At 66.4% G+C, this 26243-nt stretch carries 19 protein-coding genes; 1 reads left to right on the top strand and 18 read right to left on the bottom strand.

Annotation, left to right across the window (positions count from 1 at the left end):
- Window positions 1-353 precede the first annotated feature (353 nt).
- Window positions 354-818, bottom strand: coding sequence for a TetR family transcriptional regulator (locus ACFWXQ_RS15605; protein ID WP_383938836.1), 465 nt, complete (start codon window positions 816-818; stop codon window positions 354-356).
- A 290-nt stretch (window positions 819-1108) separates the two neighbouring features.
- On the opposite strand from ACFWXQ_RS15605, the gene ACFWXQ_RS15600 reads away from it, so the two are divergent.
- Window positions 1109-1735, top strand: a complete 627-nt coding sequence (locus ACFWXQ_RS15600; RefSeq protein WP_383938833.1) for an NAD(P)-dependent oxidoreductase — start codon at window positions 1109-1111, stop codon at window positions 1733-1735.
- Between the two features lie 120 nt (window positions 1736-1855).
- Here the strand turns inward: ACFWXQ_RS15600 and ACFWXQ_RS15595 are convergent, their stop codons facing one another.
- From ACFWXQ_RS15595 to ACFWXQ_RS15515, 17 genes are all read right to left on the bottom strand, one after another.
- The gene (locus tag ACFWXQ_RS15595) at window positions 1856-2995 is read right to left on the bottom strand and encodes a Gfo/Idh/MocA family protein (protein WP_383938830.1); all 1140 of its coding nucleotides are present in this window, start codon (window positions 2993-2995) and stop codon (window positions 1856-1858) included.
- A gap of 134 nt (window positions 2996-3129) precedes the next feature.
- Complete coding sequence (locus tag ACFWXQ_RS15590) at window positions 3130-5238, bottom strand: GMC family oxidoreductase N-terminal domain-containing protein (protein ID WP_383938827.1); 2109 nt, start codon at window positions 5236-5238, stop codon at window positions 3130-3132.
- Window positions 5239-5300: 62 nt separating this feature from the next.
- A complete protein-coding gene (locus ACFWXQ_RS15585; protein ID WP_383938825.1) occupies window positions 5301-6341 on the bottom strand; it encodes a family 43 glycosylhydrolase in 1041 nt (346 codons plus the stop codon).
- A 53-nt stretch (window positions 6342-6394) separates the two neighbouring features.
- Window positions 6395-7318 (bottom strand): aldo/keto reductase, encoded by a 924-nt coding sequence (locus tag ACFWXQ_RS15580; RefSeq protein WP_383938823.1) that lies wholly within the window; start codon window positions 7316-7318, stop codon window positions 6395-6397.
- A 39-nt stretch (window positions 7319-7357) separates the two neighbouring features.
- Window positions 7358-9967, bottom strand: coding sequence for a family 78 glycoside hydrolase catalytic domain (locus tag ACFWXQ_RS15575; protein WP_383938820.1), 2610 nt, complete (start codon window positions 9965-9967; stop codon window positions 7358-7360).
- Window positions 9960-11435 (bottom strand): GH1 family beta-glucosidase, encoded by a 1476-nt coding sequence (locus ACFWXQ_RS15570; RefSeq protein ID WP_383938817.1) that lies wholly within the window; start codon window positions 11433-11435, stop codon window positions 9960-9962. Before ACFWXQ_RS15570 ends, ACFWXQ_RS15575 begins: the two co-directional genes overlap by 8 nt.
- A gap of 46 nt (window positions 11436-11481) precedes the next feature.
- Complete coding sequence (locus tag ACFWXQ_RS15565; protein ID WP_383938814.1) at window positions 11482-12714, bottom strand: ABC transporter substrate-binding protein; 1233 nt, start codon at window positions 12712-12714, stop codon at window positions 11482-11484.
- 81 nt (window positions 12715-12795) lie between these two features.
- Window positions 12796-13623: a carbohydrate ABC transporter permease gene (locus ACFWXQ_RS15560; RefSeq protein ID WP_383938811.1), complete on the bottom strand. Its 828-nt coding sequence runs from the start codon at window positions 13621-13623 to the stop codon at window positions 12796-12798.
- Complete coding sequence (locus ACFWXQ_RS15555) at window positions 13620-14573, bottom strand: carbohydrate ABC transporter permease (protein ID WP_383938808.1); 954 nt, start codon at window positions 14571-14573, stop codon at window positions 13620-13622. The genes ACFWXQ_RS15560 and ACFWXQ_RS15555 overlap by 4 nt, the downstream gene beginning before the upstream one ends.
- Window positions 14574-14600: 27 nt before the next feature.
- Window positions 14601-15521, bottom strand: coding sequence for a TolB family protein (locus tag ACFWXQ_RS15550; RefSeq protein ID WP_383938805.1), 921 nt, complete (start codon window positions 15519-15521; stop codon window positions 14601-14603).
- Window positions 15522-15636: 115 nt separating this feature from the next.
- On the bottom strand, window positions 15637-17367 hold the full coding sequence (locus tag ACFWXQ_RS15545) for a hypothetical protein (RefSeq protein ID WP_383938803.1): 1731 nt from the start codon (window positions 17365-17367) through the stop codon (window positions 15637-15639).
- A gap of 130 nt (window positions 17368-17497) precedes the next feature.
- A complete protein-coding gene (locus ACFWXQ_RS15540; RefSeq protein ID WP_383938800.1) occupies window positions 17498-19234 on the bottom strand; it encodes a hypothetical protein in 1737 nt (578 codons plus the stop codon).
- A gap of 231 nt (window positions 19235-19465) precedes the next feature.
- Window positions 19466-20314 carry an ATP-binding cassette domain-containing protein gene (locus tag ACFWXQ_RS15535; RefSeq protein ID WP_383938797.1) on the bottom strand — a complete coding sequence of 283 codons (849 nt, stop codon included), beginning with the start codon at window positions 20312-20314 and terminating at the stop codon, window positions 19466-19468.
- Between the two features lie 5 nt (window positions 20315-20319).
- Window positions 20320-22092 (bottom strand): dipeptide/oligopeptide/nickel ABC transporter permease/ATP-binding protein, encoded by a 1773-nt coding sequence (locus tag ACFWXQ_RS15530; protein ID WP_383938794.1) that lies wholly within the window; start codon window positions 22090-22092, stop codon window positions 20320-20322.
- Between the two features lie 2 nt (window positions 22093-22094).
- Entirely contained in the window at window positions 22095-23036 is a 942-nt protein-coding gene (locus tag ACFWXQ_RS15525; RefSeq protein WP_383938791.1) for an ABC transporter permease, read from the bottom strand.
- A 29-nt stretch (window positions 23037-23065) separates the two neighbouring features.
- The gene (locus ACFWXQ_RS15520; protein ID WP_383938788.1) at window positions 23066-24598 is read right to left on the bottom strand and encodes an ABC transporter substrate-binding protein; all 1533 of its coding nucleotides are present in this window, start codon (window positions 24596-24598) and stop codon (window positions 23066-23068) included.
- 394 nt (window positions 24599-24992) lie between these two features.
- A complete protein-coding gene (locus tag ACFWXQ_RS15515) occupies window positions 24993-26009 on the bottom strand; it encodes a LacI family DNA-binding transcriptional regulator (RefSeq protein WP_383938879.1) in 1017 nt (338 codons plus the stop codon).
- Window positions 26010-26243 lie beyond the last annotated feature (234 nt).

Below are 26243 nucleotides of genomic sequence, written 5' to 3'. Positions count from 1 at the left end.
CGAAGGCCGGCGGAGCCAAGCGAATAACCCCGGCGTGCATGCCCGATCCCGGATCCAGACGGTGCTCCTGACGAACGAGAGGCCGTGCCCAGGCTGCGAGTTCAAACGTGTGGCGGCGCGCCGCCAGTAGCAGCGTCTGCGACCTCGAATCGAAGATCGAGCCCTTGCGGACGCCTCCGGAGAGTCCCGTCACATCGGCATCGCGATCGTTTGACGTGGCGGTTGTCGCGGCGCGAAGACGGCGAATGCTTCGTCGACGAGGGGTTCGAGGTCCAGGGCGCCGTCGCTATCGGTCCACCGGCCGACCGCGACGTTAAGGCAGTCGAGGGCGACTGCCGCGAGGACGGTGGGGCCTAGGCCGGGGATCGTCGGTGGTGCAGCGGCGTTCCCTGAGGGTGGCCGCGAGTAGGGGTTGCCAGCCCGGACTGCTTCTCCAGCCTTCGGGCACAGAGAGCGGGGGTGTCCTGGACGAGACGGGCCATCGCGAGAGAGCCGGCCGGGTCCTGGCGGTGGATCGCGATGGGGGTGTCCAGAACGCGTCGCAGGGCGGTCCAGTCGTCCTCGTCCGCGGGGCGGGCACGCAGGGCGTCCGCGACCTGTTGGCCCTGGTCGTCGAAGGCGCCGAGGGCGGCCTCTTCCTTGCTGGCGAAGTAGCGCAGGAATGTACTTCGTGACACGCCAGCCGCGGCGGCGAGGTCGTTGAGGGTGACTCGGTCGAAGCCTTCACGGCAGAACCGCCCGAGGGCGATCGAGGCAAGTTCGACCCGGATCGCGGCTCGTGCGATGTCCCTGGTGCTGGTACGCGGCGACTCGGCCACCTGACAATCCTACCCGCATTCAACGCTGACCCTCGATACCGAATCCAAGCCTCTAACTTGCGACTGAGTTCCATTTTAACTACCGTGTAGCACGATTGATTGACTGGGTGTCCGTGGATGCCGCGAGCTGACCAGAGGGAATCGGGTCCGCACCGATCCTTCGGACGTGACCCGCAATGAGCCGCGGGGACCCTGCCCGCGTCGGGCCGCGCCCACCCGGCGCAGCAAAATTCCCGTTTGTACATATTTGTAAGCGAGAGCCGCCGAGGCTCCTGAAAGGACCAACTGCGATGAGATTTCTTCTCCTGGGCGCCACCGGCGCCACCGGCGGCGTGTTCACCGACTGCGCCACCGCCGCTGGACACGAGGTGGTCGCCTTCGTACGGGACCCCGCCAAGCTCGCCCCGCGGGAGCGGGTGACCGCCGCCGCCGGTGACGTCCGCGACGCCGATGCGTTGGCGCAAGCCATGCGCGGGGTGAACGCGGTGGTCAGCACCCTCGGGATCGGCAAGTCCAAGGACCCGGCGAACCTGATCACCGACAGCACGCGCGCACTCGTCCAGGCCGCCGAGGCCAGTGGCACCAAGCGAGTGGTGATCATGTCGGCGTTCGGCGTCGGCGAGTCCCTGGCCAAGGCTTCCGGCGTCCTCCGGTTCCTGTACAAGGGCGGCAGAGCGACCTTCGCTGACAAGGCCGCCGGGGAGCGCATCCTCACCGACTCCGCCCTGGAATGGACGCTCGTCTACCCGGTACTCCTGACCAACAAGCCGGCCACAGCCGTCCAGGCCATCGATCTCAAGCAGCTCGACCGGCTGCCCGGCATACCGAGGATCTCCCGGGCCGATGTCGCCGAGTTCCTGCTCAGCGCCGCCGTCGAGGGCACCTGGTCCCGGCGTACCGCGGTGCTCACCAAGTAGGTCCGTCCTCCGAGAGTTCTGCAATTCACGGATCGTTCGGGGGGGCGAGTTCCTCGCAGGAAATGCCATCGGCCCGGTCACTTGACCGAGCACCGCAGCGAACGGCTGCCGCTGCGCAGGTCAGGTCTCTCCTGACACCTTCGCCTCGAAGTCCGGACCAACTGCATCCGCCCATGGCTCCGTGGTCGTGACCACGGGGCGACCGAGCCGCGCCGACTCCTCGATCGCCAGGCCCAGCAGGTGATCCTGAAGCCCGTCCGCCAGCGGGTAGGGAGGCGGCCCCTCGCCACGAACCCACATGGACATCCGCTCGACGATCGTCACGGCAGCGATGTCCTCGTCGGACAGACGAGCGGGCCGGTACGGGTTTCGGTACATGGCACGGCCGTTCACCGCGATGCTGTCGTGGAAGAACCCTTCCAGGTTCATGTCCATGCCGGTCTGCCGGCGCGTCACGACGGACTCCACGATCGTGCGCGGATCATCGAGGAAGACCACCCGATCGTCGACGATCTCGCCTCCCGTGCCACGCACGGTGAGCCTCCTGCGCCGAAGGGGATTCCACCACTGGTTCTCGGTGAAGTCGTACAGGCCCGTACGACCGCCTCCGAAGTCGAGGATCGCCAACGTCGCGGCACACGGGACGGGATCAGGGTTGTCCGAGAAGGCGCCTCCGAAGGTGATGGGATCGACGAGGGGCGTGCTGGCGGTGTGGGCGATCACGGTCGTCGGTCCGCGGCCGGCTTCGAGCAGACCGCGCATGATCGAGACCGCGTGGTAGAGGTGGTTGGAGCTGACCTGCACGCTGGTGGGCTCACCGACCAAACCTTCCTTGACCATCCGCAGGCGAGCCCGGTGCGCGGGCATGTACATGTTCTGCTCAGCGATCTGCACCAGGTTCCGGTCACCGACCCGGGACCAGAGGTCTCGCATCGCAGGGAGGTCCGGGGCGGGTGGGGTCTCCTCAAGGACGGCGACGCCGAGTTCGACGATCTGCTGCGTGATCTCCGGCGCGGCAGGCCAGGGCACCGCGACGATCACGAAGTCGGGGTTGCCGTGCTCGGCCGCTTCTTCGACCGAGCCCACCGCGACGGTTCCGAAGCGGTGGGCGAGTTCCTCGCACTTCGCGGCCGACCGCGAGTGGACGCCGGTGACGGCGAACCGCTCGGGCAGCTCGGCGGCGACCCGCAGGAAGAACTCGGATCTCCAGCCGGTGCCGACGATCGCGAAGCTCGCAGGTCGATCCATTGTCGTACTCATCTGTTCGTCTCCTGTTGGACCTTGGTGCTGGACGGTTGCGTGACACCGCTGAGACCTTGGTGCCGGACGGGTTGCGCTACGCCGCCGATCGGACCGGCCGGCGTCTCGCGAGCCTCAGCTGTGGCATCGAGGCGTCATGGCATCAATGCCGCGACGCGCAGGGCGCACGCCATAGCCGTGAGACCGGGGTTGAATCCACCATTCGTCGGGTGCAAGGACGCGTCGGCCACAAAGACGTTGGCGGTTCCGTGCAGCCTCCCCTGAGGATCGGCGGCGGACTGGGCAGGGTCGACGCCCATGCGCACGGTGCCGCCGGAGTGCTCGCCGCCCCGCGACCCTCCTGGATAGGAGTCCGACGAGATCCCCTGTCCCCCGAGTTCGTTGACCCAGTCGACGCACCGCTCACGTATGAACTCCGCGGCCTCTCCCGATGCCTCGTGCGCGCATCCGCGCAACCGTGCCACCGGCATCCCGAATCGATCTCTCACAGTCGGGTCCACACTCACGCGCGACAGTTCGTGGGGGATTTCCTGCACCATCGACAGGGCGCCGAGCGGCAGGGGCGACTCACGCATCCAGCGCTTGTGCTCGACGCCGAAGGAGGCGGCGCTCGTCCGGCCCATCGCCGCCTTCTCGACCGGCAGCATGGTGGGCAGGTCAAAGATGACACCTCCTCCCCACGGGGCCCCGCCCGCGTGGACGAAGTCCAGTGTCGCGACACAGTGGCCGGGTCCGACGTACTCCTTCCTGACGGGTGCGTCGACAGCGACCGCGCCCGCGGCAGCGTGGGTGTGGTGGTTGCGGCCCACCCAGTCGTTGCCCAGACCCGAGGCGAGCAACAGCCGCGGGGTTTCCATCGCACCGGCCGCGACCACGATCGATCGCGCGCGGATGGTCAGCTCGCTGACCGTGCCGTCGGTGACGTGAAACGCTCGAACCCCTCGCGCGTGGCCGCGTTGGTCGTGCAGGACCTCCGTGACCTGCGTGGACATCAGCAGATCGCAGTTGCCGGTCGCGATCGCGCGCGGAATGGCCGTGTTGTGCGTTCCGTTCTTCGCGTCCACCGGACATGCGTGGCCCACGCACTGCGAGCACCCGACGCACGCGCCCCGACCGGCCCGGGGAACGCTGTTGATGGCGAAGGGAATCGGGCAGGCGTCCCAGCCCAGCCGGGTGGCGGCCTCCGTGTACGGAACGCGCAGGCCGTTGTCGCGAAGTGCGGGCATCGGCAGCGCTCGCCGCCGCGGGGCGCGTGTCGCGGCGGCCGACGTCGAATCGCCCGCGACGCCGAGCTCCCACTCCACACGCTCGTAGTACGGCTCCAACTCGTCGTAGCCGAAAGGCCAGTCCACCAGCGTGCTTCCCTCGGGAACACCATAGGTGGAGGCCATGGCGAAGTCCTGCGGGAGGAAGCGCCATGACATGGCCTGCCATACGCGCGTACCGCCGCCGAGGGCCATCGCCACCAGGCCGTAGTCCGCGCCCGGTCCGTCCCCGCGAAGCACACGGGTGGAGCCCTCCGCCAGCTCAAGGACACGCGGGCTCCCGCGCCCCGGTCCTGCGATGACGTCGTGAAGTTGTTGTCGCTTGCCTTGGAGGTGGTTGCCGCGAAGCTCGCCGTTCGAAAAGGGGCGTGAGCGTTCGACGAGCAACACGCGCCGACCGCGGGCGGCGAGTTCGGCAGCTGCCATCCCGCCGCCCGCGCCGGCACCGACGACGATCACGTCGTACTCGGGTTCCAGCGCGCCCGGCCGAATGTGCGGAACCGGGTCGGGTTCGATCTCTTCGACCCCTTCTGGGACCGGTCTGAAGCCGGTCAGCTGCCAGCCCGCCGGTTCCCGGGTGCCGCCGTAGAAAGCCTGGAGCGCGAGCTCGATCACCGTGTCGATCGGCCTGTCCTCGCGCTCGGCATGGTCGGCCGCGGACAACTCCTCACCCTGCAGCGCGTTCCCGAGGACTTGTGCCCGTTCCAACGCCGGCAGGTCCGCGAACGCACTGCCGAACGCGTCTCGCGCGGCCTTGTCCACTCGCTCGATCGCCGCGGAGAGGACCGGGACGGCCCAGTCGAGAAAGCCGTTCAGGTGTTCGCGTAGGAGTGCCGCACCACCACCGTGCCAGCCGCCCGGTGCGTCGTCAGGCGGCACGGCTGTGTCAAAAAGAGCCACGAGCGTCTGAGTCTCCGCACGCCCGAGCGGTGGTACAGCCTCAATCGCCTTGGGACCGTGACGTCTTGCGCCCACCATCCATCCCCTCCAGGGAGCCAGGTTGCCGTTGAACCGACAAGGCCAAAGCCGGGAAGCTCGCTTCAGAAGTCTTCGATCCGCCACTCGTCGTGCCAGTCGAGGTAGGCCATCTCGCCGTCGAACCGAAGGGGAAGCCAGACGTAGTCCGCGTGTGCCGTGTCGGTTTCCCTGATGTCTCCGTAGAGAAGGGCGGCGACCTTCGCGCTCACCGACTCCGGCCCCGTGGCGGCGCTGATGTCGGACTCGGCCTCGGAAAGTGACGGCAGCCAGCGGTCTGCCATGGCGATATACAGGTCTGGTTTGTGCGGGTGCGGGAAGACGCAGCTGATCTGCGAACGGTACGAGGTGTGGCTCTTGTCCGCCGGATGCGGGTCGCCGAGGACCCGCCATGGACCGTGATATGAGGGCGCTACCGCCAATTCGGATCGATTGGGAAAGTAGCCCGTCGTACCCGAGGTCACCAGATAGTGTCGGCCACCCCGAACGAAGTGTGCGGGCGCTTCTCGAACATCCGGCGGGCCGGGTTGCGGAAAGTGCGTCGAGTAATAGCCGGTGACGTCGGTGAAGTCGTCGGAAAGATCGGCGCAGATGAGTTCGCTGTGCACCCGCTCGAAGTAGTAGTACCCCTTGCCGTCGGTCGGATCAACGACCAGGTCGAAGTCGCCCGCCGACATGCTGAGAGGGCGGAGACCGCGGCGAATGAGTGTGTACGGTCCCAAGAAGTCATCGGCCACCAGCACGCTCGACGTCTGCATATTGGCGGGACCCATTGTCTTCAGCCAGCACACGTACTGACCTGTGCGCGGATTACGCAGGATATGAGGACGGTCGGTGAGCTGCGCGGGGTGCAGCGGCGACTCGGAGTCGTCGAGGTCGGGCGCGATGATGAGCCCGCGGTCCTCCCAATTGTAAAGGTCTGTCGACGAGTAGCACCGCACACCCCAGTGCCACACTCCGGTTCCAGGGCCCGTTTTCTCCTTGTTCTCTCCGTACCAGTAGAAGACGCCTTCCTCGTAGTGCATCGAACCAGCGTGCGCCTGGATCCGGGCCCCCGACGAGTCGAGCCACTCCCGGCCCGGACGAATGGTGGAGTACTTGGTCATGGTCGTCCTGTCTGAATCCTCGTTTGGATATGGCATCGCGCTGAACAGCACCGCTATTGCTCGGTGGTGACGCTGTCGATCTCGGCCCAGATCTCGGAGGGGATCGTGGCCTGCTCGTTCTCGACGAGTTCGTCGACGCGCTCGGGGGTCGAGACGCCGACGACGGTCGAGGTGATCCGTCGGTCGCGCGTGGAGAACTGCAGGGCGACGGCGGGCAGGGAGACTCCGTGGCGATCGCAGATCTCACGGATCCGCTCGGTTCGCGCGATGACGGCTTCGCTCGGCACGCTGTACCAGAAGCGTGGTTTCGCAGCCGCTGGCTTCGCGAGGATCCCGCTGGCGTACGGGGCCGCGTTGACGAAGTCCATCCCGGCCGCGATCGCGTGGTCGATCAACGCGTCCGCCGAGCGATCGAGCAGGGTGTACTGATTGTGGTTGAGAAGGATGTCGAACTTCCCCGTCTCGACGTAACGGTGCATCTCCGTGATGTCTCCTCCGGCGACGCCGATGGCGCCGACCAGCCCCTTTTCCTTCAGTTCGAGCATCCCACTCAGGGCGCCGTCAGGACCGGTCAGGTACTCGAACGGGAACCGTTCGGGATCGTGCAGGTAGTACACACCGAAGGTGTCGACCCCGAGCCGTTCGGCGCTTTCCCGGAATGACTGAAGGACTCGCTCGCGGTCGAAGGTCCGGCTGCCGGCCGCCGGATCGGCCTTCGTCGCGATCACGAAATTGTCGGGCGCACCGCCCGCACGCTTCAGAGCAATTCCGATTCGGCGTTCGCTCTCGCCCTGGGAGTACTCGTTCGATGTGTCCAGAAAGTTGATGGGAGATTCCAGGATGCGCTCGACCGTCGCCACCGCCCGAGCCTCGTCGACCGCATAGCCGTACGTGTCCGGCAGGCTCCCGAGTGGGCTCGTCCCGACGCAGAGGGTGGAAACCTGCAATGCGTTCGGACCAATCTCCGTGATCTTCATTGATACTCCATCTCTCTAAATCCGTTTGGAACGCTGTTTTCAGCGCACGATCACATGGGTTCCCGGCCCGAGGACGACGGGCTGCTCACCGACGCGGAGTTCGCACTGCGTGTCCGGTGGCACGACAACCTCGTAGCGGACGCGGACCCGGTCGCCGCCGCGCCGCCACGACGAGGACACGAGGCCGAAGGGTGTCTCAAGCGTCGCCTCTGCCCAGTCGAGGCGTTCGTCGATCACCGGTTCCACGACGAAGCGCTCATAACCCGGGTGGGATTCCAGGGGACGCAGCCCCGCCACGTACCGATGCAGGAACGCGATGACCGCGCCCTTGCTGTAGTGGTTGAGCGAGCCCTGCGGCACGCCCTTCGCGTCGATCCCGTCCCAGTGCTCCCAAATGGTGGTCGCGCCACGGTCGATCATCGTCAGCCATGATGGGGACGTGTCCTGGAACAGCAGGTCGAAAGCGACATCGGCTCGCCCGTTGTCCGCCAGCACGGGCAACAGCATCCTGGTGGACAGGAAACCCGTCGCAAGGTGTGTGCCATCGACCTTGATCAATTCGACGAGGCGGTCGACCGCCGCCCGCACAAGGTGCTGGGGAATCAGGCCGAACCCGAGGGCTCGCACATAGCTGGCCTGGGTGTCGCGGGCCAACCGACCGTCGGTTCCGACGAACTCGATTGCCCAGGCACGCGCCACGTTCTCCGCAAGCTCGGTCCAGCGCGCCACGTCGTCTACCTTGCCGAGTACCTGCGCGGTCTGCGCGAGTAGGCGGGCCGAGTTCGCGAAGTAGGCGGTGGCGACGATCGCTTCCTCGCCGCCCGGTGCGGGCTCGACCCCGGGCTCCAGCCACTCCCCCCAGTGGAACCCCGTGTCCCACAGGAACTGCTCGTGTTCCAGGGGCTCGGCGTTCGCGGCTGTTCGCTCCGCCGCGCGTGCGGTGCGTGCCGTTGTCTCGGCGAACTCCACCCACGCGACGGCCGAAGGGTACTGCCGCGCGAGCAGGTCGCGGTCCCGGTACGACTGCCACATCTGCCAAGGCACGGAGACCGCCGCGTCGCCCCACCCGGACGAGCCCTCCCAGTCTCCGACCGCCGCCTCCGGACACGGGGCGTAGTTCCTCACCAAACCGCTGGGCACCTGATCCGCGGCCAGATCCTTGAGCCACTTGTCGGAGAACCCGGCGATGTCGTCGAGGAAGGCCGCCGTCGAAACGAAGACCTGAAAGTCGCCGGTCCACCCCGCACGCTCACGCTGGGGGCAATCGGTCGGCACATCACAGGCGTTGCTCCGCCAGCTGCGAACCGCGGCCTCGTGCAGCAGCTCGATACGACGGTCGCTGCAGCGGAACGTACCGGTGGGGAGCAGGTCGGTGCGGACCTCGATCCCGCGGACGTCTGCCGGGTTCAGAGGTCCCGGAAGCCCGTCGACGGCGATGTACTGGAACCCGTGGGTGGTGTGACGCGGCTCAAACGCCCGGTCCTCTCCGGAGGTGACCACCGAGTCGACCTGGTTGAAGGGAAGCAGGACACCGGATCCCATGTCAGGACGCAGATGGTCGGTGGTGACATCGCCGTCCCGGTCCAGAGCTTCGCCGTGTGTCAGCACGACCTCGGACCCGGCGCCCGTGGCGCCCAGTTGGACCCAGCCGTGGGTGTTCTCTCCCAGGTCGACGACATGCCGGCCATCAACGAGGGTCGTCACGGACACGGGTGCGATGGATCGGATACGACGAACCGCGGGCGCCGGTGTCGCGCACAGGCGGCTCCAGTCCGCGCACAAGGGATCTGTCGGTTCGAGTACGGGCTGCCAATCGCGGCGACCCCAGCCGAAGCCTTCCGGCTGCTGCAACACCCGTTGTCCGTCGAGGAGATCGGCCTGCGTCGATTCGGAGACGGTGCTGGCCCAGCCGAGATCCGTGCCGGCCACGACCGTGGAGCCGTCGGCGTAGGTGATCTCGAACTGCGCGAGGAGCGCGGTGCGTTCGCCGAAGTTGTCGAACGTCCGGCTGTAGCCGAACAAGCCGCGGTACCAGCCGTCGGACAACAGAGCGCCCAGATCATTCGTTCCCTGCCGCAAGGCGCTGGTCAGGTCATAAGTCTGAACCTGGAGGATCGATCGGTACGCGGTGAAGCCTGGCGTGAGTTCTTGGTCTCCGATGCGCTGCCCATTCACCACCAGCTCGTAGACGCCATGAGCGGTGACGTAAGCCCGTGCCGATGCGATCGGCCCGGTCAGTTCGACGGCGGAGTGCAGGGCGTAGACCGGCCGGTGACCAGGGGCGGGAACCTCCTGCTCGTTCGGCCGGATCCATGAGGCCGACCAGTCGCCCCGGTGCAGCAGTCCCATCTCCCAGAACGCCGACGCGGACCACTGGCTCTCGCCGAGGTCCGTCCACACCCGGACCCGCCATTCCACCCGTTGCCGGGATATGGGTGCGGGGCCGTCGTACGGTACGAGGACACGCTCGGCCGACGGCACCACACCGCTCGACCAGTCACCCGCCGCGATCTCGTACGCCACCTGATGCGTTGCGCCGGTGGGCAGTTGCCACGACAGCCGTGGACGCACGATGTCGGATCCGAGCACGGCGTCGTCGAGGTGCTCGAAGCGCAGCCGGTGGGGGGAGGTGGCCCTTTGCTCACTCATGGCGGGTACCTCCGCTGGTCGAAGGCTTGCGTCCGGCGGCAACCGTCGAGAGCCATCTCGCGCTGTCCTTCGGTGTGCGGGTCAGCGTCTCGTAGTCGACGTGGATGAGGCCGAACCGCTCCTTGTAGCCGCGGCTCCACTCGAAGTTGTCCAGCAGCGACCAGACGAAGTACCCGCGAATATCGACGCCTTGGTCGATGGCGCGTCGGGCGGATTCGAAGTGCCGGACGAGGAAGTCGATGCGCTGCGGATCGTGAACCCGTCGTTCGCCGCCCTTGATGACCACCTGGTCGTCGAAGGACGCTCCGTTCTCGGTGATCACCAGGGGCAGGCCGGGGAACTGCCGCGTGAGCGAGAGCAGGAGGCCCTCCAGGCCCTCCGGTGTGATGCTCCAGCCGTACAGCGTCCGCGGACCCGGCTTCTCGATGATCCGCACGTCGTCGGCACCGGGCGTTGCGGTGCCTCCCGTCGTCGTCACCCGGTTCGCGTGAGGATCTAGCGTGACGTACTGGGTGAAGTAGTAGTTGACGCCGAGGAAGTCGATCGGCTGGTTGATGAGCGTCTCGTCGCCGTCGAGCACGAAGGACCAGTCGGTGATCTCCGCGGTGTCCGCCAGCAGGTCCTCGGGGTAGGCGCCCTTCAGCATCGGTCCGGTGAAGATCCGGTTGGCGACGCCGTCGAGTCTCCTCACCGCCTCGTCGCCTCCCTCGCCCTCCCCGACGTAGTACGCCGTATTGAGGGTGACCGAGTACTGCGCGAGCGGATTGGACACGGTCTCGCGCAGGGCCACCAGGCCGAGCCCGTGCGCGAGGTTGAGATGGTGGGCCGCGGTGAGAGCCTCCCGGTGACTGGTTCGTCCCGGCGCATGGGTTCCCTCGCCGTACCCCAGGAAGGCCGCGCACCACGGCTCGTTGAGCGTGCTCCAGATGGCGACGCGATCGCCGAAGGCTTCACCGGCGATGCGCGCGTATTCGGCGAACGCGAAGGAGGTCGCCCGGTTGACCCAGCCACCTTCGTCCTCCAACGCCTGGGGGAGGTCCCAGTGGTAGAGCGTCGCCACCGGCTTGACGCCTCGTTCGAGCAGTCCGTCGATGAGGCGGTTGTAGAAGGCGATGCCCTCCGGGTTGGACGGCCCACGGCCGGTGGGCTGGATGCGCGGCCAGGCGATCGAGAATCGGTAGGCGTCGATGCGCAGGCCCGCGATGAGGTCGAGGTCCTCTTCGAGGCGGTGGTAGTGGTCATCGGCCACGTCGCCCGAGTCGCCGTTCAGCACCTTGCCGGGAGTGTGGCTGAAGGTGTCCCAGATCGAAGGGCCCCTGCCGCCTTCGTTTACCGCTCCCTCGATTTGATACGACGCCGTGGCAGCGCCGATCAGAAAACTCTCGGTGAAGCCGAAGTCGGTCCTCTGGAGTTCGGCGCCGGCCTCGGTGTCTTCGGTGGGAGATTGGGAGTGAATGGGCAAGATCATGTCCCTTTCGCAAAACGACGGTGGTCATCCACCATTTCGGCCGGAGCTACTTCGTGCTGTCTGCGACGTAGCCGGTCTGGATCTCCTTCAGAAGTGCAGAGATGTCATCTTTTCCGAGGAAGAGGTTGCTCACACCCGACTGGATTCCCTTGAAGGAGTTGTCACCGACGTACCAGGTGATATTGGACACCCGGTTTTCCTTCTGGAGTTTGACGAGCTCGCTCAGCGAGGGCGGTACCACGAATTCGGAGTTCGGAATCGTCGGTGCGAGACCGTACTGCTTGGCGAGGAGGTTCAGGGAGCGCGCCGTGCCGAAGTAGTCAGCGAACTTCTTGGAGAGCGCGAGGTTCTTGGAACGCGCGTTCACTGCCATCGACAGGCTGTACGATAGGTAGACCTTGTTGTCGGCCGCCGTGTTCGAGGCGGGCAGCGGAACAAGAGTGAATTTCCCGTCAGGGTTCGCCTGAGTCAGGGACCCGAAGTGGAATGCACCCGTCACCGTGCCCAGAAACGTCCCCTTCGCAGTCGCCGGCAGGGTGTCGTTGTCGATCGAGGTGCCCATGGGCGAGGCGTTGAAGCAGCCCGCGTCTTTCATTTGGGACTCTTTTTCGAATGCCGACTTCATCTCCGGGTCAGAGGTGAAGTCGTACTTGCCCGACGTGACGCGTGAGTTGAACTTGTCGGGGTCGGTGATCGTTGTGGCCAGCAGGGCGTCGGGCAGGAGCGTGGTCGTCCAGCCCTCCTTCAGCCCCAGCCCGAATGCCGTCTTTCCCTTCGCCTTCGCATCCCTGCAGAACTTCAGCAACTCATCCCAGGTGGTCGGGATGGTCAGGCCTGCCGCAGCCAGCGCGCCGGTGTTGTAGACGGCGCCCACCGCCCCCACCGTCGGCGAAAGGCCGTAGAGCTTGCCGTCGGCGGCGGTACCGACCGCTCGGGTGGGAGCGTCGAGCTTGTCGACCCACGTCGCATCATCGAGCGGAGCGATCAACCCCTTCTTGGCGAAATCCTCGATGCTGCCGGTTCCGATGTTGCCGGCGGTCATGAAAACGTCGGGCCCGTTACCTGCCGGCAGCTGCGCGTTGACGAGAGAATGGACGTCGGCGTCGGCGAGAAGCTTGACTTCTACCTTCACCCCCGGGTTTGCGGCCTCGAATCCCTTCGCTATCGCTGGGATGGCGGAGTTGTCGCCGTTCGACTGCCACATCACCGTGATGGTATTGCTGCTTCCGGATGAGGAACCCGACGAGCATGCGGACAGAACCAGCCCGGCCGATGCCACGAGGGCGACTGTTATGAGATTCCGTGACTTCACTGTCACTCCATTCTCGATGGATGCACAGACGGGGGTGGGATGACAGGACTAGCCCTTGAGACCGCCCGCGAACCCGCTGATGATTTTCTTCTGCAGCAGAAAATAGAAGAGAAGTACCGGCACCAGCGCAACAATCAGTCCAGCGAAGATCGCGCCGTAATTGGTGAAATAAGTACTCGAAAAATTGCGCAGGGCCAGAGGCAAGGTCGCATTCGCGCTGCCGTTGAGATAGAGCAGTGGCGTGAAGAAGTCGTTGTAGACGGAGATGACGTTCAACACGACGATCGTCCCGGTCACCGGGCGCAGCAGCGGAAAAACGATCGACCAATACGTCCTGACCGGTCCGCAGCCGTCGATGACAGCGGCCTCTTCATAGTCGCGCGGCAGAGCACGGAGAAAAGCGACATACAGGAAGACATTGAACGAGACCGTCTGGCCGACGTAGATCAGAATGACGGCGGCGACGTTGCCGACGAACCCTGCCTTCACCATGGTGATGTACAGGGGCAGGACGCCGAGTGCGGACGGGATGATCAGCCCGGCGAGGAACAAGCCGAAGACCAGCTTCGACCAGGTGCGGGTCACCCGTGCCAGTGGGTAGGCCGCCAGTGCCGACGTCACGACGCTGAACAGCACGGTGGTGACGGTGATGAGGACGCTCGTCAGGAAAGCGGTGTCGAGGCTTCCCTGCGTCCATGCCGTCGTGAAGTTGCTCCAGTTGACGGGGTTCGGGAACGTCAGGCCCGTGGACACGTCCTGGGGTCGCTTCAGCGCGACGCTGATCAGGATCCAGAGGGGAACGGCGATGCTGATGGCCGCGATGGCCCACAGCGCTGCTTCGAGAACGAGGGTCCGCCAGGTGTATCGAGTGATCATGCGGCGTCACGACTCCTCAGCAGGCGGAATTGCACAATGGCGACGAGAGTGACCAGCAGCGACAGGAGGACGGAAAGCGTCACGCCGAGGGTGTAGTTGCCCGGGACAAAGCCGTCGGTGTACGTGAGCGTCGCCAGAGTCGTCGACGAATAGGCCGGGCCGCCCGCTGTGGTGATGAAGACGACGTCGAAGAGTTTCAGGCCGCCCACCACACAGAGAACCGAGTTGATGAGTGTCGCCGGCGCGATCGAGGGTCGAATGACATACCAGAACCTCTGCCAAGGTCCGGCGCCGTCGAGATACGCGGCCTCAATGATCTCGGCCGGCACCGACTGGAGCCCGGCGAGGTAGATCACCATGGTGAATCCAACCGACTGCCAAACGGTGATTCCGCCGATCGCCCAGAGATTGACCGAGGGGTCACCGAGCCAGTCGTGCCTCAGGGAACCGAGTCCGACGAACGAAAGCAGCTGATTCAGCACGCCCGTCGGCTTCAGCATGAACTGCCAGATGTAGCCGACCGCGACCGACGTCAGCACGACGGGCGAGAAGAAGAGCACACGCAGCGCATTGCGGCTCTTAACCTGCGAGTTCAGGGCGAGCGCGAGGGCGAGCGCGAGCACCATCTGGAGGGCTGTGACGAGCACGGTCAAGGCAATCGTGTTGCGCAGAGCGCGCAGAGCGTTGGGATTTTCCAACGCCGACCGGTAGTTCTCGAGGCCGACCATCTCGAAGACCGAGGTGAAGCCGTCCCAGTTCGTGAAGGAGTAGAAGATGGCTTGAGCACTGGGTACGACGACCACGAAGACAAACGCGGCTGCGGCGGGGACGACGAACCACCACGGTGCGGTAATGGCCGCACGCCGACGCCCAGGAACTGCCGTGGTCGACGAACTCGTCCGCATCGGATACGGACTCTCCAGCACGGAAGGCTCTACCTTGCCATCCATATCTTCTCCTTTGAAGACGCGGCCGATTCACGCGCTCATACGCTGTGTGTCATCGACGAACGGGCAGAACGGATACTCGACGAAAGCGAATCTCCGCCCGTCCGGAGCCCAGCTGTTGACGTTGATGGTGCCCTGGCCGCCCGACAGTTCACGGATGCTCCGGGCGGCGGCCCAGTCCCCGTCGCGGACCACCCGCAACTCGACGACGAGATCGGCCGGATGACCGACGGTTCCGGGCGGGAAGCTCAGATAGACGGCTGAGCCGCCGTCGGGCGCCAGGTGGGGAAACCAGTTCACGCGCTGGTCGAAGGTGAGCTGCTCGACCTCGGTGCCGTCGACGCGCATGCGTGCGATCTGGGCGTGACCAGGTTCCGTACTGAATCGCTCGGTGTTGAAATAGATCCACTCCCCGTCGGGCGAGTACTCAGATCCGTCTGCCGGGGCAAGGTCGTGGGTGAGGCGCCGGTCGTCGGTACCGTCGACCGCCGTCGTGTAGACGCCGGGGGTCTGCCGTCCGGCGTCGCCGTCCGGGTCCCAGCCGATGTACGCGAGTCGGCGACCGTCCGGGCTGACGCCGTGCAGGAAGTGGGGGCGTCGTCCGTGGTCCGGCGTGACCCGGCGAGCGGTGCCGCCGACAAGCGGAGCCGCGTAGAGGTGTCCGTCGTTGGCCGACAGGTAGACGGTCGTGCCGTCGGGCGCCAGGACATGGTCGTTGTTGAGTTCGGGGACCCCGTCGATCGGGATGGGCGTCGGCTCGGATCCGCCCGTGCTGTCCAGCTGCCACAACACCCCATCGCCGTTGAGGATCAGGCGGTCGTCCACCGCCCAGTTCGGGGCCTCAAGCAGCACGTCGGTCGACGTGTGGACGAGGCGAACGTCGCCTGTGTCGATGTCGGCCGTCATGACGTGGCAGGACTGGCCCGGTGCGAGTGTGCGCGAGAAAATCACGTTGGACTCCGTTCCGGGAGGACTCGTCTCCGGCGGACGTTGGGAAGCGGCTGCGGTAAGCCTCGCGGTGCGGGGCCGGCGGGCGGTGCGCACAGGCACCGCCCGTCGGTGGCGCTCAGCGTCCGGGACGGACGCCGGTGATCTGGTAGAGGGCCACACCCTGCGGCGGCAGGTTGGCGGAGATGACCAGCTTCGATCGGGAGATCCGTGCGCTGAGTGGCTCCGCCTTCAGCGCGGCGAGTTTCTGGTAGACGGGTACGCGGGAGTACCAGTAGTCCCGGTCGGCGTCGTTCACCAGCATCTGGGGCGTCAGCAGGCTGTCGCGTGACCACCCTGGCGAGAAGGAGTCCGAGGTCATCCCGCGTGCGTCCATGTCGGCTTCCCAGGTGGGCCAGAAGTTGGCGTGCTGGTCGTCGATCCGCCACTGGCGGGCGGTGACCGGGCGGTTCCTGGCGGCGACGACGTTGGCGACATCGAGGGTCACCGGTTCAGAGGTGGTCGCCGCGGTGTCGTCACTGTGGTTGTAGACGAGCACGTTGAGGGTGTCGCTCTTGTCGTCGTAGCCGGCCACTGCGCCCACTTCGTTTTCCGTACCGGCCGGGGTGCCCGCGGTCGTGGTGGCGAGCACCCGGCTCCCCTTGAGCTTGGCGGTGAGCTTGACGAGGTTGGTCTCCACCGGGTTCACCTCGGCGCCCGAGCCGTGGTAGCCCTCGGTGTTGGGCTCCCAGCGGGCGAACCACGTCATACCGTTGTCGACCATCGTCGCGAAGCGTGAGGCGTCCTGGGCGGACTGGAAGCTCCAGCCGACCGAACGCGTCACCAGCGCGCGGCCGTCGGTCGTCCCGATCGTCCGGCCTTCGTCGATGCCGTACTTGAGGCCGGTGAGGCCGTTGGCGATCGCGCGGTCCCTGATCTCTGTCAGGTCGTTCTCGAAGGTGAAGGGCAGTGGCGGAGCCACCCCCGGCGTGCTGTCGTAGTAGGACATGCTGAGGAACTTGATCGGCGCGCCGATGCCGCCGGTCGCGTAGTTGCGGCCCTTGGCGACATGGTCGACGAACAGGTGTGGGTCGAAGACGCTCTCGGGCGTGGCCATGCCGAACATGCTGTGGGCACCGATGTTGACCTTGCCCTTGCCGATCGCGTCAGTGAGCGCCTTGGCTGTGTAGTCGTACAGCTTGAAGTAGGCGGTCTTCGTGCTCTGCGAGGTCCCGTCGGCCGCCTTGAACCAGTCGCCGTTGTCGTACTCGGTCAGCACCCCCCACTGCCAACCACGGACCTCGGAGAGCCCGAACTCGGAGATCGCTGCCTGGGCGAGCGCCTTGATGTACTTGGCATAGGCGTTGTAGTCGTCCGGCGGCCGAGCGTTCACCCCGGCGCCGCCGATCGCGGGCTGCGCGGTGAACTTGATCGGCACATTGCCCGTGACGATGTACGGCTGCAGGCCCTGACGAGCGATGTTGCGGACGGCGTGCAGGAGCGGCGCGAAGTCGTAGTCGGTCGTGGTGGACCGGTCGGCGGGGTTCTTGAACAGGTCACGGGTCGCGCCGCAGCCCGGGTAGCCGACGTAGCAGCCGCCGGTCGCGGTCATCAACTGGACCCGCTTCACCTCGGGATAGTGCTTGGCGTAGTAGTCCGAGGGCAGGCTGTCGGCAGCCGTGGTCCAGTCCTTGTTGTAGTTGTAGACGGTGAGGTCGGTGTACTTCTCGTCGATCCGCTTGCCCTGGTGGACGAGGTCGGCGGAGATGGTCGTGCCCGGCGGGGGTGCGGGAGCCGCGGGGGCCGTGCCGACCGCGCCGGCCGACAAGGTGAGCATCGCCACCACGCAGGTGGCTGCTCTTCGGAACACCTTCAACTTCTTCTCCTTGAGAGGGAAACGGGCCGCCCGGCGCGTCGATTCGTGCCGTGCGAAGATCACTGCGGTGGCTTGGTCGTCCGGCTCCGCGGGCGGTGCTCACGGGCGCCGCCCGCGATCGCGCTCAGCGTCCGGGACGGACACCGGTGATCTGGTAGAGGGCCACACCTTGCGGCGGCAGGTTGGCCGATATGACCAGCTTTGATCCGGAGATGCGTGCGCCGGCGGGCTCCGCCTTCAGCGCGGCGAGTTTCTGGTAGGCGGGGACGCGGGAGTACCAGTAGTTCCGGTCGGCTTCGTTCACCAGTCTGGGGACCGTCCAACTGTCGCGTGACCACGGCGCGTCGAAGGAGTCCGAGGTCATTCCGCGCGCGGTCATGTCGGCGTTCCAGGTCGGCCAGAAGTTGGCGTGCTCGTCGTCGATCCGCCATTGCCGGGCCGAGAGCGGGCGATGCTTGGCGGCGGTGACGTTGGCGATGTCCAGGGTCACCCGTTCAGAGGTGGTCGCCGAGGTGTCGTCGCTGCGGTTGTAGACGAGCACGTTGAGGGTGTCGCTCTTGTCGTCGTAGCCGGCCACTGCGCCGACCTGATTCTCCTCACTGGCCGGCAAGCCCGCGGTGGTCGTGGCGAGCACCCGACTGCCTCCGAGTCTGGAGGTCAGCTTGGCCAGGTTGGTCTCCACCGGATCCACCTCGGTCCCCGTCCCGAAGTAACCCTCGGTGTTGACGTCCCAGCGGGCGAACCACGACACGTCGTCGTTGACCATCGTCGCGTAGCGCGACGCGTCGAGGGCGGACTGATAGCTCCAGGCGACCGAGCGCGGCAACAGTTCACGGTCGTCGCTGCCCCGGAGTATGCGGCCTTCGTCAACAGCGAACCTGATGCCGTGCAGGCCGACGGCGGTGGCGCGGTCCTTGAGTGTGGCCAGGTTGCTCGCGAAGGTGTGGGGCGGGGGCGGGCCCTCCCCCGGATTGTCGTCGTAGTGGGAGAAGCTGAGGAACTTGATCGGCGCTCCGATGCCGCCGGTCGCGTGGTTGCGGCCCTTGGCGACGTGGTCGATGAAGAGCCTCTCGTCCCAGAGCCCGTCCTGGGTGGTCATGCTGTGCGCGCCGATGTCGACCTTGCCCTTGCCGATCGCGTCGGTGAGCGCCTTGGCGGTGTGGTCGTACAGCTTGAAGTAGGCGGTTGCCGTCGACTGCGGCGTCCCGTCGGCCGCCTTGAACCAGTCGCCGTTCTCGTACTCGGTCAGCACACCCCACTTCCAACTACGGACTTCGGCCGCTCCGAACTCGGAGATCGCCGCCCGGGCGAGGGCCTTGATGTACGCGGCGTACGCCTTGTAGTCGTCCGGCGGGCGAAGGTTCACTCCGAAGCTGCCGCTGATCGCGGGCTGCGCAGTGAACTTGATCGGCACGTTGCCCGTGACGACGTACGGCTGCAGGCCTTGGCGCACGACGTTGCGGACGGCGTGCAGGAGGGGCGCGAAGTCGTAGTCGGTCGTGGTGGACCGGTCGGCCGGGTTCTTGAACAGGTCACGGTTGCTGCCGCAGCCGGGGTAGCCGTCGTAGCAGCCGCCGGTCGCGGTCATCAGCTGGACCCGCTTCACCTCGGGATAGTGCTTGGCGTAGTAGTCCGAGGGCATGCTGTCGGCAGCAGTGGTCCAGCTGCCGTTGTAGTCCCATACGGTCAGGTCGGTGTACTTGTCATCGATCCGTGCGCCCTGGCGGGCGAGGTCGGCCCGGATAGTCGTGCCCGGCCGGTCCGCGGAGTCGGCCGGGGCCGCTGGGGCGGAGCCGACCGTGCCTGCCGACACGATGAGCATCGCCACCGCACAGGTGACAACTTTTCGAAGTACCTTCATCTTTCCCTACCACCTTGGGTGAGACAGGCAGTGCGACGCGCCGGTTCAGGCGTGGCGACGCGGGCCTGCTTGAAGGAAGAACATGAGGTCGAGCCGCAGTGCTCCTACGGGAAGTGGCATGACAGGGGGTTAGTTGGCGTCACGAGCGGTGCGGTCTGCCCCGCTGTGGCCGCGACGAGGCACGGACGCCTTGCCCGCCGGTCACCTCACCGGCGGGTCCCGCACCCTTCCTCACTGTCCGCTGCCGCTCCGGGGAGTAGCGAGCTCTTCGGCCGCGAACTGCAGGCGCTCGGCCCGTCGCAGGCGCTGCCTCTTCGGATCCGCGACGGGAGCCGCCATCTGCAGCTTGCGGGTGTAAGAGTGCTCGGGGTTCGTAGCGACGTCCTGCGCCTTGCCGATCTCGACGATGCGCCCCTGGTGGAGGACGGCGATCCGGTCGCTCACCTCGTTGACGACGCCCAGGTCGTGACTGATGAACACGTAGGCCACGCCCGTCTCGCGCTGGATGTCCTTGAGGAGCGTGAGGACCCTGGCCTGCGTGGTGACGTCCAGGGCACTGGTGGGTTCGTCACAGACGATGACCACGGGGTCAAGGGCGAGCGCCCGTGCGATGGCGATGCGTTGCCGCTGCCCGCCGGAGAACTCCCGCGGGTACCTTCCGCCGGCGTCGGCCGGAAGACCGACGGCGTCCAGCAGTTCCCGTATGCGCGTCCGTCCGTCGCCGGAGCCGGTGGCGAGGAGGGGTTCGACCAGGATGTCCTCGACCGCCATCGACGGGTTCAGCGAGGAGTACGGGTCCTGGAACACGACCTGGATGTCGCGCGCGACCTTGCGCCGGCGCGACCTCGGGATGCTGCTGATGGTCTCCCCGCGGAAGGAGACGGAGCCCGATGTCACCGGCGCGAGCCCGAGGATCGCACGGCCGATCGTCGTCTTGCCCGATCCGGACTCGCCGACCAGGCTCAGCGTCTCTCCCGCGCTCAGCTCGAAGGAGACGCCGTCGATCACCGTGCTGCCGGTGCCCCGGCGTCCGCCGTAGCGGACGACGAGGTCTTCGACCTTCAGAACCGGCTCTGCCACCTGACTCACACCTCCACGATCTCGACACGGCGTGCCGACGAGAGCAGTTCCTGCGTGTACTGCTCGGTGGGCGCCTCGAAGAGCGAGTCCACGTCGCCGCGCTCCACGATGTGTCCGTCCTTCATCACGCTGACCGTGTCGCAGAGGTCCGCCACGACGCCGAGGTTGTGGGTCACGAGGACCATCGCGAGCCCGCGCTCGTCGCGCAGTTCCCTCAGCAGCTCCAGCACCTCGGCCTGCACGGTCACGTCCAGGGCGGTCGTGGGCTCGTCCGCGACGATCAGGTCCGGACCGGCGGCGACCGCGCCGCAGACGAGCACGCGCTGCGCCATGCCGCCGGAGATCTGGTGCGGGTACTGCTTGAAGACCCGCTCCGGATCCTTGATCCCGACCCGCGACAGCAGAGCGAGAAGTTCGCGCTCGGCATCGCGCTTCGTCATTGTCTTCTTCACCGCGCGCAGCCCGTGGACGAGTTGCGCGCCGATCGTGAAACAGGGGTCGAGGTTCGACATCGGCTCCTGCGGCACGTACGCGATGCGTCGGCCTCGCGCCTGGCGCATGTGCTGTTCGCCCGCCAGCAGGTCCTCGCCGTGCAGCAGGATGCTGCCGCCGAGGATGACCGCCTCACGGGGCAGGATGCCCAGCGCCGAGAAGGCGATCTGCGACTTGCCCGACCCGGACTCGCCCACCAGGCCGTGGATCTCGCCGCGCCGTACGTCCAGGTCGACGCCGTGGACGACCTCCCGTACTCCGTCCTCGCCGTCCGGATACCCGATGCGCAGGCCCCTGATCGACAGCACCGCATCCGGCACGGGTGTCTGTTGTTTCCCGGCGTCCGGCGGGCCCTGCTCCCGTGCCTGCCGGATCGCTTCCCGGCGTCGGCGGGACGACATCCTCTTGCTTTGCTGGGACGACTGGAGCACATCGCGCAGGACGTTGCCGAGGAGGACCAGCGCCAGGGTCGTCAGGCTGATGAGCAGGGCGGGCCACAGGACGCCGGCCTTGTTGTTGTAGAGGTTGCTGAACGAGCTCTGCAGCACACCGCCCCAGGACGCCTTGTCGGGATCGCTGAGGCCGATGAAGCCTACGCCTGCATCGATGCCGATGCCCGCGGCAAGGACGAACGAGCTCTGGATGACGACCGGTGCGCGGACCGCCCAGAGCACATGCCGACCGACGATCCGCAGGTCGGACAGCCCGACCACTTTCGCCGCGTCGACATAGAGCTCAGCTCGGACTCCGATCACGACCGACCTGACGAGCCGGAAGTACGACGGCGCGATGATGAGACCGAAGACGGTCATGGCGGCGACGATGTTGGGCCCCGTCCGCGCGTACAGCGCGATGAGCAGCACGATCCCGGGCATCGACATGACGACGTCGGAGACCCAGTTCGCGACGGCCTCGAACCTGCCGCGGTAGAAGCCGGCGACCAGACCACTCGTCACGCCGAGCACGAGCGAGACGACCAGGACGACCACGCAGGCCAGGAGAGTCTGCCGGGTGCCCCACATCAGCCTCGACAGGAGGTCCCGGCCCGACGCGTCCCCGCCCAGCAGATGCCCTGACGAGAACGGCGGTGCGTTCACCGCTCCGAGTTCCGTGACGTTGGGTGCCACCGGCGCCAGCCAGGTGCTGGACAGCCCGAGGAACACGACGAAGAGCAGAAAGGCCAGAGAACAGGCGCCCACAGGGTCGGTCAGGAGCCGGCGCAGAACGGACCGGCCTTTCACGGTCGGCTCCGTCTGCGCCCCTGCCGGTTCCAGGGGCTCGGGCACGCTCATCGCGTCCTCGCTTTCGGGTTGAGCGCCACGTTCGCGAGGTCTGCCAGCACGTTGACGACGAGCACGATGACGATGGTCACCAGGACCGCTCCCATGACCACCGGAACGTCGCCCTGTTGGGCGGAGGTGTTGCTGAGCTCCCCCAGGCCGGGGAGGGCGAAGACCTGCTCGATGAAGACTGCGCCGCCGACGAGGGCGATGGTCTGCAGGTTCAGGGCGGTGAGTCCGGGGCCGCCGGCGTTGCGCAGGACATGCCGGAAGATGATCCGGGACTCGCTGATTCCGCGTGCCCGCAGGGTGCGGACGAAGTCACGGGACAAGGTGTCCATCACGGCGCCCCGGAACTGCGAAGCAGCGCTGGCGATCGATCCCACGACCAGCGCGAGCACCGGAAGGGTGATCGACTTGAGCCAGCCCGTGAGGCTCTGGTCCGGCGACACGTATCCGGTCGCCGGGAAGAGCCGGACGGAGACTGCGAGCGCGAAAACCAGCCCGATCGCGACGATGAACGCCGGAACCGCCGCACCGAGGACGGCCAGGAACTGGACCACCCGGTCGACCCACCCCCCACGGACGGCGGCGACGACACCGACCAGCACGCTCACCACAGCCGTCAGGACGAGCGCCAGCACGATGAGGGCGAGCGTCACCGGCACACGCGACGACAGCGTGGACATCACGGACTGCCCAGTGAAGAACGAGTCACCGAGGTTGCCGGTGGCCACCCCCTTGAGCCAGTCCCCGTACTGAGCGAACAGCGGCCGGTCGAGGCCGAGTCGGACCATCTCTGCGCGGACGTCGGAGTCGGTCGCCTGTGTTCCCAGGACCGCCCGCGCGATCCCGGGCCCGTTTCCGAACATCAGCACAAAGGTCGCGAAACTGACGACGAGCAGCACAGCCACTGCTCGGACGAGCTTCTTCACCAGAGAACCGAACACCTGCGGCTCCAATCCCTCGTCTCGTTCGGCTACTTGAAGTCGCGCAGCAGCGGATTCAGAGCCGAGGAATCGCTCATCGTGGGCACCCTGATCTTCGAGCTGTGGGCGTAGAACCCGTCCGGGTACGCCATCGGTACGAACCAGGCCTGGTCACTGATGTACCGGTTGATCTCCTGCTGGGCGGCGGCCGACTCCTGGCCGGAGCTGGTGAGGACCTTGTCGTAGAGCTTGGCCACCGTCGGATCGGGCTGGTGCATGACGTTCCAGATGCCGTCGGGCAGCACGTAGTCGGCGATGTCCTGAAGCGACTCGCCGTAGTTCCCGAGCTGCCACAAGGGCATGGGGTACTTGCCGCTGAGCAGTTCACTGATGGCGTTCGGGCCGGACAGCGTCACCTGCTTGACCGTGATGTTGAGCAGCCCCAGCTGCTGCTTGACAACGGGGATCAGCGCCTCGAGGTTCTGGCCCTGCATGAAGGGGATCTCGACGGTGAACCCCTTCGCGTAACCCGCCTTCGCCATCAGGTCCTTGGCCTTCTCGACGTTGTAGGGGTAGGGGTCCTTGAGGTCCTTGATGTACGCCGAGCTTCCCGGGCGGAAGATCTGGACGGCCGGTGAGGCGAGACCTCGGTACAGGTCCTTCGCCATCGCCTCCTTGTCGAACACCATGTTCATGGCGCGGCGGACGTTCACGTTCCCGAGTGCCGGGATCTTCTTGCCCTGGTGATCCGTCAACAGCAGCCGAGTGGTGTTGCCGCGCAGTTTCACGACCTTGAGACCGGACGCCTCGGCCTCGTTGTACGTCGCCTGCGTGATGAGGGAGCCGTCGAGCTGCCCCGTCTTCAGGGCGTTGAGCGCGGCCGTCTCACTCGTGATCTTCTTGATGACAAGTTTCTTGTACGGATAGGCCTTGGCGTTCCAGTACGCGTCGTTCTTGGCGAAGGTGTACACGGAGCCGCTGGTCGTCGCCGACTGGTCCAGGGTGTACGGACCCGAGCCGACGGGGGCCTTGTTCACCTGGCCCGATGCCAGGAACTTCGGGCTCGCCAGCTTCGCCTCGCACATGCGCCCGACGAGCGTCGGATTCGGCTTCGGTACGGCGATCACCACGGTTCGGGAGTCCGGAGTGTCGACCCTCATCGACGCGAAGCGGGCGGCCTGACCGCCGTGCTGCCCGATATAGGCGATGGACGCCTTGACGGCCGCCGAGTCGACCGGTGTCCCGTCGGAGAACTTCATGCCGGACCGAAGCTGGAACGTGACACCTGTGTTGTCCTTCTTGAACGTCCAGCTCTCGGCGGCGTCCGGTTGGGGCTTGCCCAGGGCGTCGCACTGGATCAGGGACTGATACACCGCCTCGCCCGTCCAACCCTGGTAGCCGGGCTGGTTCGAGGGGTCCCAGCCCTGGATGTCGGCGGACATTCCGAGAGTGAGTGTGTCCTTCTTCCCTCCCGTGGCCCCCGATCCGGAGTCTGTGCTGGTGCAGGCGCTCAGCGCTGCCAGGGTGGTCACGGTCGTCGCCATCGTCAGTGCTGCGAAGGCAGGTCTTGTAGCGCGCCGCATGGTTGGCTCCTTCGGACGCAAGAGAGGCTCGGTCTGGAGTGACCGCAGGCCGGAGCGGAGGCGTCCCGCGCTCAGCCGAAAGGGGTACGTATCAGATGAAATGCTCTCTGGAACGTTTCAAATGGAGGCTAGGTAGCGAGTGGGGGTGCGTCAAGGGAGGGCGCTGTCATTGCGAGGTAACGTTTACGCAACGCCCTTGTAGTGCAAGCCTCAAATCGCCACGTCAAGTGCGCTTTTCATCTGGCGCTTCCCGCCCAACGGGCGCCCGCGCCCATGCACTGGTGAGTGACGGGCCAGCCCGACGCGAGGTGCCAGCCGTCCGTCTCGACATGAGCCAGCAGTGGACCGTTCCAAAGCGTCCATGAACGCGAACAGCCCCTGAGGAACTCCGCCGTCAGGGCAGTCGGCGGGCGGAATTCCGTGCCGGGGCCCCGCTCGTGCCGCGCGGCATCAGCCGGGGTGACACGACGTAGTTCACGGGCTGGGTCCGGCCGTTCAGCCGTTCCAGCAGGAGCCGCGCGCTCATCTGGCCCGTGAGGTGGCCCGACTGGTCGACCGTGGTGAGGGAGACCCGGCCGATCGTCGAGGCGTAGACGTTGTCGTATCCGGCGACGGTGAGGTCCTGCGGCACCCTCAACCCGCGTTCCTCCGCCGCACGCAGGACACCGAACGCGGCGATGTCCGCGCCGGCGAAGACGGCCGTCGGCGGCGCCGGCCTGGCAAAGGCCTGCCTGGCGGCCTGGTATCCGCCTGCTTCCGAGTAGCTGGTCTCGATGACATCGGGTTCGAGACCGTGCCGCTTCATGGCGCTCGCATAGCCGTCGCACCGCGCGGTGTGGGCCAGGACGAAGGGCCTCCTGAGACGTCCCGCCGGATGGCTCGTGTGCAGGATGCGCTGGTGCCCCAGGGCCACCAGGTGATCGACCATGAGACGCGCGCCGCCCTGGTCGTCGTCCACCACCGTGTCGTACTGGGCGGATCCGCCGTGGCGTGCGATCACCAGGGTGGGCAGTCCCGAGCCGAGTTTCTCCAGCCACGAGGTGGCCATCGCCGGCGCGATGACGATGAGTCCGTCCACCTGCCGGTCGGTGAGTGCTTCGATGCTTCGCTGCTGGCCCTCGGCAGAGAGGCCGCCGGCGACGAAGATCTCCTGGTACGGACTCGGCTCCAGTTCGTCGGCGATCCCTTCAGCGATCTCCGTCTGGAAGGGGGCCGAGAACTCGGTGAGCATGACGCCGATGGTGTAGGAGCGTCCCCGCATCGCCCGGGCACCGGCCTGTGGCCGGTAACCCAGCTTCTCGATCGCTGCGGCAACCTTGGCCTTCATCTGGGGACGGACGTTGGGGGCTTCACGGATCACGTTGGAGACGGTGGAAACCGAGACCTGCGCCTCTCGTGCAACGTCTTGGATCGTTGCACGGCGCCCCTTGGAGGACTGGGACGTGCTGGTGACGCCGACGCGCTGCGGCTTCGTCCGCCCGCCGTTCGAAACACGCACGTCGTCCTGCGAATCACGTCCAGCAGCATCGTTGTCCACACAGGCCATGCTACAGGCGCGGGTACAGACCATTGGTTCGCAAGTCAGGGCGTCCTTGGGTCCGACATCTTCCTAAGCCCATCCTCCTGTGGAACGATGCAAACGCTG

Source organism: Streptomyces sp. NPDC058697, assembly GCF_042715345.1.
GTDB classification, from domain to species: Bacteria; Actinomycetota; Actinomycetes; order Streptomycetales; family Streptomycetaceae; genus Streptomyces; species Streptomyces liliifuscus.
Note: the sequence above shows the minus strand (reverse complement) of the source record. Positions and strands in the feature narration are given on the sequence as shown.